We start from the raw sequence: 13,981 nt of genomic DNA, 5'->3' as shown, positions 1-13,981 counted from the left end.
GTTGCGGTGAGGAGATTAGTGCGCCGTGCAGGTGATGGACAGGGGCGGCGGGGCGGCCGGGCGGCGGACCAGGCCCGGTGCGCCGGAACAGAGCAATCGGGAAGAAACCCGGGCCGTGCGGTCTACCAGACCGACGGAGGCACGGCAGCGCTCACATCCCGCAGTAGGATCTCCGGTTCGTTCCCCCAGTGCGAGACGATTACCAGCTCTCGGGCCGGGTCCACCCACAGCAGATGACGGCCGAGGTTTCCTCGGGCACATCGCCCGGTGGTGGGTGCTGCGGGGAACACGCGGCCTCCGTCGTTGAGCCACCACATGTATCCGTAGTCCGGGTTGGCGTCGGATGGCCGCCAACTCGCCTCGATCCATTCGGGGCCGAGGAAGAGACGCTTGGCCCCGGCCGAACCACCCTGGGTCTGGTCGGTGGGCGTAGCGCTCTCGGTCAGGTACAGGACGCCGAGCAGGGCCAGGTCCTGTGCGCTCGCCCATACCCCGCCGCCCCAGTGGGCGCCGCCGCTCACCACCGGGACGGTCTGTCCGTCGATGACGATGTCGGAGTTCGTGTATCCGTGCCATGACCAGCTGGACGAGATTCCGAGCGGATCGAGAAGCTCCGTGCGGAGCACATCCCCGAGCCCTCGTCGCCACAGCAGGGTCAGCGCCAGCGCGAGCAGATTGACCCGGACGTCGTTGTATGCCCAGACGGCTCCGGGCGCGCTGTCGGCGTGGCCGTCCGGCCCGCTCTGGGTGTCCACCCAGGTGGGCTTGCCCCAGAGTTCGCCGTTCCAGCCGCTGGTCTGTTGAAGAAGGTGCCGCCAGGTGATGCGGCGGGCGTGCTGGCTGGTGAACGCCGGGTGGTCGACACGTTGGCTCACCGGTTCGTCGACATCGGCGAGCAGACCGCGGCGGACCGCGAGGCCGGCCACGGTCGCGAGCAGGCTCTTCGTCAGACTGAAGCACATCTCGGGCCGGTCAGGATCGCCCCACTGGGCGATGGTCCGGCCCCGGTGCACCACGACTCCACTGGCCCCCGCTCCGTCGAGCATGGGCCCGATCGCCTCGTTGTGCTGCTGGTCGGCCACCTGAGCCGCGCGGTAGCCGGCCAAGTCATCGATGCCCGGGGTGACCCGTTCAGCCTGACGAGTTGCCGCCTGTCGTACTGCTGCCAGGTCCATCTGGGCTCCTTCTCCGCCTCGTTCCCGCCCAGCCCGGTTGGGTGCCTCGGGCAGGGGTCCGCGAAAGCGTAGCCGAAGCTGGTGGCACCCCCGAGTAGCCGCAGATCATGTCTGGTGTAGAGATGAAAAACAATATAAGATGTTGCGACGCGCTGCGTTCCGGCGGCTTGACCGGTAACGCAATTGTCGTCGGTGTTGCGGGGGATCTTTGTGCTTGGTGCGTGGCTTCGGGCTCGCCGTGATCGTACGAAATCAGTGTGTCCCGGACGTCTAGCGAGGTCGCGTTTCGAGCGGGGGCTTCGGTGACAATCAGGGCGGAAAGAACGCGTGTGCTCGGCATCAGCGGGCTTGCGGCAGCACCGGGATACAAGCGGCGGAACCTGCCTGGACTGACGGCGGAAGAATACGCGATTTTTCAGGGCGGAGACGCTGCCGCGGCGTTGGTGGTCGATAAGCGGGTGGTCGCCGCTGCCGCCGAGGAGCGATTCGATGGGCGAAAACATTCCGCCGCCTTCCCGGCCGAGGCGGCGCGCTTCTGCCTCGACGCGGGAGCGACGGCCGCCGCGGACCTGGACGTGGTGGCGCACAGCTTCTCGTACCTGCCTGAGCGTCGACTCTACGGCAGCATGCCGGAGTACTACCGCAAGATGTACGACGAGGTCCTCGACCCCGAAATCACGGTCCGGCGGGCCGAGCAGGCGCTCGGGATTGACCTGTCGGGAAAATTCCTGCCAGTGCCGCACCACCTTGCACACGCAGCAAGCGCCTATGTGCCGAGTGGATTCGATCGGGCGCTGGTCTTGATCTCAGATGGGCTCGGTGAACGGCAGTCGGCGACCGTTTTCGTCGCTTCCCCGCAGGACTATGAACCGCTAGTCGAGGTACCCGCCGCGAGTTCGCTCGGCCTGCTCTACGGACTTTTCACAATGTATCTCGGCTTCCGGTTCAACGACGGCGAGTACAAGGTCATGGGACTGGCGCCGTATGGCGATCCGAGCAAGTATGCGGATATTTTCCTTCGGCGTTGGGTACACCTCGACTCCGACGGCCGTTACCTGATACCGCTGCTGTTCGAGAACACTTCCGTGCTCGAACGGGAGACCAACCGGGGCGCGTTGCGCGCGTTGGAGGCGGAACTCGGTCCCCGCCGTTTCCCAGCGGAGCCGATCGAACAACGTCACATGGACATCGCGGCCGCCCTCCAAGTCGTGCTGGAACGGTGCCAACTGCATCTGTTGACCCATGTCCAGCAGCGCACCGGGCTGCGCCAGCTCGCCATTGCCGGAGGGGTGGGGCTGAACTGCGTCGCGAACCGCGCGGTGCTGCGCAGCGGTCTCTTCGACGACGTGTACGTGCAACCGGCAGCCGGCGACGACGGGGCTGCCCTCGGCGCGGCCCTCTACGCCGCTGGATGCTCGGGCCGGTCGCGTGGTGGTGGCTTCCACCCGCTGTTGGGCCCCCAGTTCGGACTGGACGACTGCCGTCGTGCGGCCTCAAGGGTCGATGGCCTGGACGTCCGGTTGCTCGGCGATGAGGCGGAGCTGGCTCGGGCGGTCGCCGAGCTGCTCGAGGCCGGCGCGGTGATCGGCTGGTTCCAGGGCCGGATGGAGTTCGGCCCGCGCGCGCTGGGTAACCGCAGCATCCTCGCTGATCCTCGGCGAGCGGAACTCCGGGACCGGATCAACGGGCTGGTCAAGATGCGGGAATCCTTCCGGCCTTTCGCGCCGGCGGTCCTGGCCGAGCACGCGAGTGAGTGGTTCGACATTCCGCCGACGCTGGCCCACCGCTTCGCCGACATGCTGTTTGTCGCCGACGTATGGCCGGAGCACATCCGACGGATGCCGGCAGTTACCCACGTCGACGGCTCGGCCCGGGTGCAGACCGTATCCCGTGAGGTGAATCCGGCATTCTGGCGCCTGATCCACGAATTCGGCCGACGGACGGGTCTGCCAGCCTTGCTGAATACCTCCTTCAACGTGCAGGGCCAGCCGATCGTCCGGACGCCGGACGAGGCCGTCGCCACGTTTGTCGATGCTGGACTCGACGCGCTGGTCATGGGCCGGCTTCTGGTCACCCGGCCAGCGGATGTGCCATGACGGGCTTTGCCGCGCCGCTGAGCTTCGCGCAGGAACGACTGTGGTTTCTCGAGCAGGTCACGCCGGGCAACAAGGCGTACGTCAACGTTGCCGCTGTCGCCATCGAGGGGCAGCTCGACGTAGCTGCGCTGGACGCCGCTCTCGTCGGTGTGGTCGGGCGACACGAATCGTTGCGCACCCGGTTCCTGCACCGCGACGGGGTGCCGTATCAGATCGTCGAGGACGAGCCGCGGGTGTCGCTGCGACACGTTGACGGCACGGGCTTCGCCCCGGCTGACCGCGTGCAGTTCACGGAGTCGCTCGCAGATTCGGAGGCGAGCCGGCCGTTCCCGCTTGACGCCGGCCCGCTCATGCGGGTGTTCCTGATCAGGTGGTCGCCACTCGAACACGTCTTCCTGGTGATGAAGCACCACATCATCACCGACGGCTGGTCGATGAATGTCTTCTACCGCGACCTCGCGGCGATGTACAACGCGCTGGTCCACGCCGAGCCGGCAAATCTGGACGCGCTGCCCATCCAGTACGCCGACTTCGCGATCTGGCAGCGGAACGAGATCGGGCGGCTGGACGGGGAAGTGGAGTTCTGGCGGCAGCATCTCGCAGGGGCGCCCGCTCTCCTGGAGCTACCGGCCGAACGCCCGCGACCGGCGGTCCAGTCCTTCAGCGGCGCTTATCACCGGGCCGAGTTGGGGGTGGATGTCGTCCGAGCGGTCACGCGATTCGCGCGGGCCAACCGGGCGACACCATTCATGGTGTTGCAGGCCGCGTTCGCCAGCGTGCTAGGACGGTACGCACGGCAGGACGATCTGGTCCTCGGGACGCCAGTCGCTGGCCGGATACGCCCTGAGACCGAGGCGCAGATCGGGCTCTACCTCAACACCCTGGCCATCCGAAGCGACCTCAGCGGCGGCCCGAGCTTCGCCGAACTGATCCGTCGTACCCGGCTTGCCTGCCTTGCCGCGGTGCGGCATCAACAGGTGCCGTTCGAACGTGTGGTCCAAGCGCTGCGTGTGGAGCGGCAGGCCAAACACCCGCCGTTGTTCCAGGTGATGTTGGCGGTCCAGAACGTTCCGACGGGGCTTCCGTCGATGACCGGGGTGTGCCTGCGTCGTTTCCCCGTGGAGTTACCGGCGTCCCGTTATGACTTGACCGCGTCGTTCTTCGAGCACGGCGACGATCTGCTGCTCCGATTGCAGTACAACGATCGACTCTTCGACGCTCCAGCGATGCGTCGGCTGCATGGACATCTCGGCACCTTCCTCCGCGCGGCCCTGCGTGACCCGCAGAGGCCGATCGCTCGACTGCCGATGCTCGATCAGCGGGAGCGGCGCAAGGTCCTGGTAAACCTTTCCTCGGGACCGCCGCTGGCGGACGATTCCACATTGTTGACCCGGATCGCCGAGCAGGTCCGCCGGCGGCCGACCGCTGTGGCCCTTCGATGTGCAGGGGCGGCGGTGAGCTACGCGGCGCTCGACCGTGCCGCCGACGACGTGGCCGAACGCCTGACCGGTCTGGGAATCGGCGCGGATGACGTGGTCGGCATCTGTCTGGGTCGCTCTCCCCGGCTCGTCACGGCAATTCTCGGGGTGCTGAGGGCGGGTGCGGCCTATGTTCCGCTCGACCCCGCCTATCCGCAGTCCCGGCTCGAGTTCATGCTGCGCGACGCCGGCTGCCGCATCGTGATCGTGGAGGCGGCGACCCGTTCATCGCTGCCAGACATGCCATTGCCGCGGCTCGAACTCGGCGAGGCACCCCACCCGGGCAACAGGAGGCCGATGGCGCCGGTCGTCAACGTGCCCGCCGGCCCGCCAGCGATCGCGCCGACGAACGCGTACATCATGTACACCTCGGGTTCGACCGGACGTCCAAAGGGCGTGGTGGTCACGCGAGCGAATCTGACCGCGTTCACCGCTGGCGCACTGGACGTCCTCCAGGTGAGCCCCGGAGATGTCATGCTGGCACTCACCTCCTTCGCCTTCGACATCTCGGTACTCGAACTGCTGGTGCCGCTGGCGGCCGGAGCAGAGGTCCGGCTGGTCCCCGGGGGGACGGCGGATGTGGCCGGCGTGCGGTCCGCCCTGGCCGATGAGCCGCATCCCACGATGGTCGGCGGAACCCCGACCACGTGGCGGTTCCTGCGCGGGCAGGAGATCACCTGGCCTAGCGGCACTCGCCTGCTCTCCGGCGGCGAGACACTGGGCCCCGACCTCGCCGCCGACCTGCTTGCCGAGGGCGCTGAGCTGTGGAACCTGTACGGGCCGACGGAGGCCACCGTCTACGTGACCGCAGCCCGGGTCGAGCCCGAGGCGGTCACCAGCCGCGGACCGCTCGACGCGGAGACGGGATCGCTCGCCCCGAGCCTTGGCCGGCCGATACCGGGCAGCCGGATCTACCTGTTGGACCAGGAACTGCTGCCGGTGCCGGCGGGGGTGCCGGGTGAGGTCTACATTGCCGGTCGGCAGGTCGCCCAGGGGTATGTCAACCGACCGGTCGAGACGGCACGACGTTTTGTCGACGACCCGTTCACGCCGGGGTCTGCGCTGATGTACCGGACCGGTGACCTCGCCAGGTGGCGCGCGGGCGGGGAGTTGGAGTTTCTCGGCCGGATCGACGATCAGCTGAAGCTGCGTGGCTTCCGGATCGAGCCCGGCGACGTGGAGGCGGTGTTGACAGCGCATCCGGCGGTCGCGGAGGCGATGGTGGTGGTCCGCGAGGACCGGCCGGGTGACCAGCGTCTGGTCGCATACGTGGTGCCCGAAGGCAGGGCGAGCATCCCGATGGCGGAACTCCGCGCCCGGACTCTGCGGGCGCTGCCGCACTACATGGTCCCGGCGGCGATCGCGTCGATTGACGCAATACCGATCACGGCTAACGGAAAGCGAGATCGCAGCGCCCTGCCGCCGATAGGTGCTGCCGAGGCCACCCAGGGTGGCGGCCACCGGTCGCCGATGGAGAAGGTGCTGTGTGAGATGTTCGCCGAGGTTCTCCACCTGCCCGAGGTACGACCCGGCGACGGCTTCTTCGAACTCGGCGGCCATTCGCTCCTCGCGATCCAGCTCATCGGCAGGATCCAGCACGCGCTGGCCGTGCAGGACACCCAGGCGCTCATCTTGAGCCTCTATGAGTCGCCGACGCCGGCTGGGCTGGCCGAGCGGCTGAGGATGTGACCTGCGCGGTGACCCGGCCGAAGGCAGAGCAGCGCCGAGGTTCGGACGTGTCCAGCACCGCGATCGGGTCGCCCGCGTCGGCCAGGCAAGCCACCGTCACACCGGCTGATATCGAAGTAGGGGAGACGTACATGGTGTCACGAGCAGTCGAGGTGTCTGCGGCCGAGGCGCGTCGGTGCCGCGGGTCGGAACGGGGCACAGACAAGGCGGAGCCGGGCAGGGCAGTGGTGGCGTGGATCTGCGGACCCCTCGACCCCGATCTCGTACGTGGCGCGTACTCCGAGCTGATACAGCGGCACGAGGTCCTGCGCAGCATCTATTCCTTCCAGAACGGCCGGCTCCTCCGCCAGGTCGTCGGGGAGCCACGGCACGACGTGGTTTTCCGGACCGGGACCGGGACCGACCCGGCCGCCCGGGAACGGTCCTTTCGCGACATCGTCGACACGGCGGCCCGTCGTGGATTCCTGCCCGCGGTCGGAACGCTGGTCCGTTGCGTCCTGGTCTCCTGGCCGGGCGACGAACACGCGCTGGCGCTCATCGCGCATCCGGTGGTCGGTGACAGCCGTTTCTTGCAGGGCCTGTTGCGTGAGTTGTTGAACCGCAGCATGCTGGGACCGCGTGAAGATGCGCCGCCCGGCACGCCCGGTGCCGAAATGGCGGACGGTCGGCCGAAGCCCGACGGGGAGAGGTCCGAAGACCTGGCGTTCTGGCGACGGGAGCTGGCGGACTCTCCACAGCTCGCTCTGGCTGCGGACCGGCCGAGACCGGGCGTCCGTCGTCGCCTGGTCGCCGAGGTGGTTCGCCCGGTCGCGCCGGCGGCGGTGAAACTGCTCACCGAGGCCGCCTCCCAAGCCGAAGCCGAGCGGCTCGTGCTCTCGGCGTATGCGGCGGTCCTGGCCCGGCACGCATGTCAGGAGGAACTCGTCATCGGCTTGGTGGATGCGGCGTGCACCGGCTCCTCCGGCATGGCGACCGGCCGCTTCTCATCCTTGCTCCCGGTGCGGATCAAAGTCCCGGCCGGGCAGACGTTCGCGGCGCTGAAGGACTCCGTGTCCGCAGCCGTGCGCACCGCCCAGCAGCGGCGCCTGCCGATCGAAGACCTTGTGGAGGCGCTGGAAGCTCCCTGGCCGGAGAGCCACTTCCCGCTCTTCCAGGCCGGCTTCGCGGCACGAGACGTGGCGGCTCCCGTGGAGTTGGGTGGGGCGCGAGCGACGCTGCTCGAACTGCCATACCCGAGGGGCGATCTCGACGTGCTGCTCAGCCTCGAGCGCACCGCGGCATCGCCCGTACTGCGGCTGACATACAGCAGCGAGTTGTTCGACGAGGAGTCGGCGGCAGTGATCCTCGATCACGTGCAGAGCTATCTCGGCTCCGTCGCGACCGGTGCCGCACGGCCGACGATGGTGGACCAGGCCGAAGCAATCCGCTTGACGGTCGACTTCAATCCCGGGCCACCGCGCCGTCTCGCTCCCCAGGATTCGCTGCTGAGCCGGTTCGAAGGGCATGCGCGGGCGACGCCGGACGCGGAGGCCGTGCGCCACCGGGGGCGAGGGCTGACCTATGCCGAACTCAACCGCCAGGCCGACCAGCTAGCGGCGCGGCTGACGGAGGCAGGTCTCGAACCAGGGGGTCTGGTGGGTCTCTGCCTGGACCGCTCACCGACCTTCATGGCCGCGATTCTGGCGGTGTGGAAGGTCGGTGCGGCATACGTCCCGCTCGATCCGGCATACCCCGCGCACCGGCTCGAGCTGATCGTGCGTAGTTCCGGCGTGTCACTGGTGTTGGTCGAACCGGCGACTGCGTCCCGGGTGCACGGGTTCCTGCCCGACGCCACGACTCTCGACATCACCGATATCTCGTCCCGGCCAGCGCGTATGCCGACTGCGGCGGCACCCCGATCCGCGCCGCCGCGCCCCACTGATCTCGCGTACGTCATCTACACCTCGGGGTCGACGGGCGTACCCAAAGGGGTCATGGTCGCCCACGACGGCCTGGCCCGTCTCTTCCAGGATGACCCCTGCGGTCTCCGGGTCTCGGCCACCGACGTCTGGCTCTGCGTGCACTCGTTCTCCTTCGACTACTCCGTCTGGGAGCTGTGGGGCGCGCTGGCGTTCGGCGCCCGGGTGGTGATCGCGACCGCGGAGGAGACACGAGATCCCGCGCGGCTCGCGGCACTGGTCCAGACCGAGGGGGTCACGGTGCTCAACCAGACCCCTGGAGCGTTGTACCGGCTCCTGCCGGAGGTGCTCCCCGCAGCGGCGTCGGCAGGCTCGTCGCTCCGGTACGTCTTCCTCGGCGGTGAGGCCCTGAGCTGGTCACGGTTGAGCGACCTGCTCGGTGACGCCGAGGGAATCAAGGCGGAGTTCGTCAACTGTTACGGCATCACCGAAGGCACCGTCTGCGTCACCGAGATCGCCGCCACCGCCGCCGGCATCCCACATCTGCGCGAGAACACCGTGGGACGTCCGATCCCCTCCGGACGGTGTTACGTCCTCGACGCCGATCGCCAGCTCGCGGGAATCGGCGTGCCCGGTGAGCTTTACATCGGCGGTCCGTTGGTGGCCCTCGGTTACCTCAACCAATCGGAGCTGAGCGAGTCGCGCTTCATTCCCGATCCCTACCTGCCCACCGGGTCCGGCAGCATGTACCGCACCGGAGATCTCGCCCGGTGGACCCCCGACGGAGAGCTGGTGTACCTCGGTCGAGAGGACCACCAGGTGCAGATCCGCGGGCACCGGGTCGAGTGCGCCGAGGTGGAGCGGGCGATCCTCCGACATCCGTCGGTGGCCTCCTGCGCGGTGCTCGCCGACGGGGAAGAGTTGCTGGCGTTTGTCACCGGGTCGATACGCCAGCAGCAACGATCCGGACTCCTGGCCCAGGTGAGGACGATCGTCCCGGCGTACATGGTGCCGAACCAGATCGTCGTGGTCGATCGGATCCCGCTGACCGCGCACGGGAAGGTGGACCGGGCGGCTTTGATCGCGCAGCGGCAGGTGGTTTCGTCCGTGGCGATGTCCGGCCCGCCCGGCGAGTCGCTGGAGGAGCGGATCAGAGCTCTCTGGGTAGAGGTGCTCGGGCGACACGACGTCGGACTACACGAGAACTTTTTCGATGCGGGGGGTCACAGTTTCTCCCTCCATACCCTCCAGGCGCGGATGACCCAGATCGGGTTCGAGATCGCGTTGCCGGATATTTTCCGGCTCGGCACGATCGCCGCTCTGGCGGCGCATCTGCGCGGCGACGCCCCAGCGTTGTCCCCGCCGGGATCGCCGGAGCCGGACGAGCGGCAGCGTCGTGCGGGAATCCGCGCCCTGGCGGCCCGGAACCGTCCGAGCGAGGAGAAGGCATGAGCCTTCCGGCGGATGAGCAGCGGATCGCCATCGTCGGCATGGCGGGACGCTTCCCGGGCGCCGGCGACGATCTGGACCGGTTCTGGGCCAACGTGGTGGCCGGTGTCTCCGGTGTCTCGTACTTCAACCGGGACAGCCTGACGGGCTGGGGCGTCCCGGCTCAGCTCGTTGACCACCCGCGGTTCGTCCCGGCACGGGCCGTCCTGCCGTACGACGACTGTTTCGACGGTGACCTGTTCGGCTACACACCCGCCGAGTCCGCGTTGCTGGATCCTCAACAGCGGCTGCTGTTGGAGTCGGCGTACGCCGCGCTTGAGCACAGCGGCTATCCACCGGTGGCGGCGGATGGCAACCGTATCGGCGTTTTCGTCGGCACCGGTCAGAACACTTACCTGCTGGACAATCTGCTGAGCCGACCCGCAACGGAGAGGGCTGCGGATGCCTTCCAGCTGGCGATCGCGAGCGAGAAGGACTTTGCCGCCACCAGGATCGCCTACAAGCTGAACCTGCAGGGACCGGCCCTCGCCATCCAGACGGCCTGCTCGACCTCGCTGGTCGCCGTGCACACGGCCGTCACCAGTCTCTTGACGTACGAGTCCGACATGGCGCTGGCCGGTGCCGCCTCGGTGGCGTCACCCAGCCGCCGGGGATACCTGTTCGAGCCCGGCGGCATCCTCTCCTCGGACGGCCGGTGCCGCGTCTTCGACGCCGGGGCCGAGGGGACCGTGCCTGGCGACGGAGTGGCTGTGGTGGTGCTCAAACGTCTCAGCGACGCGCTGCTGGATCGGGACACGATCCACGCCGTGATCCTGGGCTCGGCGGTGAACAACGATGGGGCTCGAAAGGCGGGCTACACGGCGCCGGGAAGTAACGGACAGGCGCTGGCGATCTCGAGCGCGCTCAGGGTGGCGGGCGTTTCGCCGCGGACGATCGGCGTGGTCGAAACCCACGGTACGGGCACCCGCCTGGGCGACCCGATCGAACTCGCCGGACTCCGCCGTGCCTTCGGTGACCGGCCGGGCGTCCGACGATGTGCGTTGACGGCACTCAAGTCCACCGTCGGTCACCTCGACACGGCATCGGGCATCGCCGGACTGATCGCGACCGTGCTCGCGTTACGGAATCGCACGATCCCGCCGGTGGCCCACTACCGCACGCCGAACGAGCAACTGGAACTGGCCGACTCCGGGTTCTCCGTCGACGCTGTGGCGAGGGACTGGGAGCCGATCGACGGCGTACGGCGGGCGGGCGTGAGTTCCTTCGGCATCGGCGGCACGAACGCCCATGTCGTCCTGGAGGAGGCACCGCCCGCGCCCCAGGAGCCGCCCGCGCGGGTACCGCACCTGGTGATGGTCTCGGCCAGGACGGAGGAGGGAGTCCAGACCGCAGTCGAGAACCTCGCTCGACACCTCGCCGGTCCGTCCGGCACTTCGCCCGCCGATGTGGCTTTCACCCAGCGCGTCGGCCGGCAGACTCATCCCTGGCGTGCGGCGGTGCTGGTGGACGAGGAGCGGCGGGTGGCGCCCGTCGATCCCGTGCACCGAATGGTCGAGTCACCGACGACCACGGCAACCGGACCGGTCTTCGTCTTCCCCGGCCAGGCCGCACACCAACCGGGCATGGGGCACCCACTTTACGTTGCGGACCCGGCATACCGGCAGACCGTCGACGATGGTGCCGAACACCTCCTACCGCTGCTCGGCCGGGACCTCCGCCCGGTCATGTACGAGGCATCGGGTACCGAGGAGCAGGCTTTTCTGGCGGAGACCTGGCTGGCCCAACCAGCGCTCTACCTGAGCCAGGTGGCGCTCGCGCGCAGCCTGGCGAGCCGTGGCGTCACGCCGGTGGCCGTCCTGGGCCACGGCGTGGGCGAGTACGCAGCCGCATGTGTCGCGGGAGCGTTCTCGTTCGAGGCCGGGCTGGAGGCGGTGGCCCGGCGCGGGCTGCTGATGAGCCGAGCGCCGGTCGGTGCGACGCTCGCCGTGCACGCGTCCGTAGCCGAGGTCGGGGAGCTTCTCCCCGACGGTGTTGCGGTCGCCGAGGTGAACTCACCGCGGATGACCGTGGTGTCCGGCCGACCGGATCGGGTGGCCGACTGCGAGGCCGGGCTCGCCGCAGCCGGGTTGACAACCCGTCGGTTGCCGGGAACCAGGGCCTTCGACTCGTCCGATCTGGAGGCGGCCGCCACGGAGTTCATGTCCTTCGCGCGGGAACTTCCGATTTCCCACCCTCGTCTGCCCTTCTGCTCGGCAATGATCGGCAGGCTGCTCACGGACGAATTGGTCGACCCGGAGTACTGGGTGAACCAGATGTTCGGCTCAGTCAACTTCACCGCCGCGGTGGCAACGGTCCGCGATGCGGTCGCCCCGCCCGCCTGGCTGGAGGTGGGGCCGTCGAGCGTCCTGCGTGGGGCTCTCCGTGACCAGTTGAGCGAACCCGACCAGCACCGGGTTTTCAGCACCGGTGTCCGTGCCAACCAGACACCTGACGGCTATCGGGCGTTACTGACGGCAGTTGGTGAACTCTGGCAGCTCGGCGTGGGCAGCGACTGGGCGAGCAGCCACGATGAGGGTGCCCGACGCGTCCCGATTCCCGGCTATCCGTTCGTCAGGATCCGGCACTGGATCACCGCACCGACCGAGCCGCATTCGAACGCCGACTCCGTCCACCCGCCGACGGGGCCGCAGAACTCTGCCATCAGCCCGCCCGACCTCGCGCAGCCCGCGACGGAGGGTCCGACAGAGCGTGTCCTCGCGGACCTCTGGACCGAGGTGCTCGGGGTCGAACGTGCGGAGCCAGATGAAGATCTGTTCGAGTTGGGGGGACACAGTCTGACTGCGTTGCGGCTGAGTAGCCGGATCCGGGAAAGGCTTGGCGTCGAGGTGCACCTCGACGACTTCTTCGACAATCCCACCTTTGGCGCACTGAGTCGTTTCGTGTCCGCGGGGCGTCGCACGACCCAGGTCGGTGGGAAGCCGGCAGGCATTCCCCGGGCCGCGAGGCCGGTGGCCGACGCGCTGGTCGGTCCGGCAACCGTGGCGGGCGGGCCGGCGACGGACCGGCCGCAAGCGTCTCCCGGCCCGGACGCCATGCCCACGGCGAGTGTCTTCTTCTTCTCCGCCTCCGAGGGCCAGGACGCCGCGTCCGACTACCAGTTGGTGTTGGATGCCGCGCGACTGGCTGATCGACTAGGGTTCGAGGCGATCTGGACACCCGAGCGCCATTTTCACCGGTTCGGTGCCCTCTACCCCAATCCAGCGGTCCTCGGAGCCGCCCTGGCGGCCAGCACCGAGCGAATCCACATCCGGGCCGGTAGCGTCGTGTTGCCACTGCACCATCCGCTGCGCCTGGTCGAGGACTGGAGCATCGTCGACGTGATGTCCGGCGGCCGTACCGGTATCTCCTTCGCTCCGGGCTTCCATCCGCTCGACTTCGTCCTGGCTCCTGAGCGCTTCGAGGACCGCCGTCAGCATTTCGCCAGAGACGTCGATCTGGTCCGGCGTCTGTGGCGTGGCGAGAGCATGGAGGACGTGCCAGCAGGCGGAGGCGCCCGGGTCTCGGTGGTGGCATACCCGAGCCGAGTCCAGCCTGAGCTTCCGCTCTGGATAACCGCCGGTGAAAGCGACGCCTCCTTCCGGCTGGCCGGTCAGCTTGGTGCCAACCTGCTGACCGCACTTCTCGTGCTGACGCCTGAGCAACTGCAAAAGAAGATCGCCATCTACCGTGCGGCCAGGGCGGAGAGTGGACATGACCCGGCAGCCGGGCGGGTCACGCTCATGGTGCACGCCTACGTCGGTCAGGCGGGGGAGAACGTCGAGGAGACCTGCCGGGAGGCGTTCTCCGGCTACCTGCGTAGTCACACGCAGTTGCTCAGCAGCCTCGCGCGGGCGACCGATCAGGCGGACAGCGATCTCGAACGGGCGTCAGAGCACGACCGTGAGGCGATCGTCCGGCGCTCCTACCGGAGCTTTCTCACCAACCGATCGTTGCTGGGGACCCCGGAGGTCGTACGGGAGAAGCTGTTGAGGTTCGGTCGGATGGACGTCGACGAGGTGGCGGGGCTGGTCGACTTCGGCCTGCCGGCAGCGGATGTGCTCGACGGCATAGCTCGGTGGAACGAGGTACGCACGGCTTCCGGCCCAGCCGGCGCCGAGCAACCGCTCACCGCTCGGACAGCCGGCGGGAGGTGAGGT

Annotated in this window: 5 protein-coding genes; 4 read left to right on the top strand and 1 reads right to left on the bottom strand. The window is 68.4% G+C overall.

Annotated features, from left to right (window positions below):
- Positions 1–122 precede the first annotated feature (122 nt).
- Positions 123–1,175, bottom strand: a complete 1,053-nt coding sequence (locus ACQPYA_RS19380) for a serine hydrolase domain-containing protein (protein ID WP_433528510.1) — start codon at positions 1,173–1,175, stop codon at positions 123–125.
- Between the two features lie 329 nt (positions 1,176–1,504).
- Here ACQPYA_RS19380 and ACQPYA_RS19375 point away from each other — a divergent pair, with 329 nt between their 5' ends.
- From ACQPYA_RS19375 to ACQPYA_RS19360, 4 genes are read left to right on the top strand one after another with little or no spacing between them, the layout of a single operon-like run.
- On the top strand, positions 1,505–3,271 hold the full coding sequence (locus ACQPYA_RS19375) for a carbamoyltransferase family protein (RefSeq protein WP_433528509.1): 1,767 nt from the start codon (positions 1,505–1,507) through the stop codon (positions 3,269–3,271).
- The gene (locus ACQPYA_RS19370) at positions 3,268–6,438 is read left to right on the top strand and encodes a non-ribosomal peptide synthetase (protein ID WP_433528508.1); all 3,171 of its coding nucleotides are present in this window, start codon (positions 3,268–3,270) and stop codon (positions 6,436–6,438) included. Before ACQPYA_RS19375 ends, ACQPYA_RS19370 begins: the two co-directional genes overlap by 4 nt.
- A 47-nt stretch (positions 6,439–6,485) precedes the next feature.
- The gene (locus tag ACQPYA_RS19365; protein WP_433528507.1) at positions 6,486–9,788 is read left to right on the top strand and encodes a non-ribosomal peptide synthetase; all 3,303 of its coding nucleotides are present in this window, start codon (positions 6,486–6,488) and stop codon (positions 9,786–9,788) included.
- Positions 9,785–13,978 carry a type I polyketide synthase gene (locus ACQPYA_RS19360; protein ID WP_433528506.1) on the top strand — a complete coding sequence of 1,398 codons (4,194 nt, stop codon included), beginning with the start codon at positions 9,785–9,787 and terminating at the stop codon, positions 13,976–13,978. The genes ACQPYA_RS19365 and ACQPYA_RS19360 overlap by 4 nt, the downstream gene beginning before the upstream one ends.
- Positions 13,979–13,981: the final 3 nt, after the last annotated feature.

It is taken from the genome of Micromonospora sp. CA-263727, from assembly GCF_050942455.1.
Taxonomy (GTDB): Bacteria; Actinomycetota; Actinomycetes; order Mycobacteriales; family Micromonosporaceae; genus Micromonospora.
Note: the sequence above shows the minus strand (reverse complement) of the source record. Positions and strands in the feature narration are given on the sequence as shown.

What these genes read in the sequence shown, in the direction of transcription:
- ACQPYA_RS19360 (WP_433528506.1), top strand. Translation starts at nt 9,785, where the DNA reads ATGAGCCTTCCGGCGGATGAGCAGCGGATCGCCATCGTCGGCATGGCG.
- ACQPYA_RS19370 (WP_433528508.1), top strand. Translation starts at nt 3,268, where the DNA reads ATGACGGGCTTTGCCGCGCCGCTGAGCTTCGCGCAGGAACGACTGTGG.
- ACQPYA_RS19380 (WP_433528510.1), bottom strand. Translation starts at nt 1,175, where the DNA reads ATGGACCTGGCAGCAGTACGACAGGCGGCAACTCGTCAGGCTGAACGG.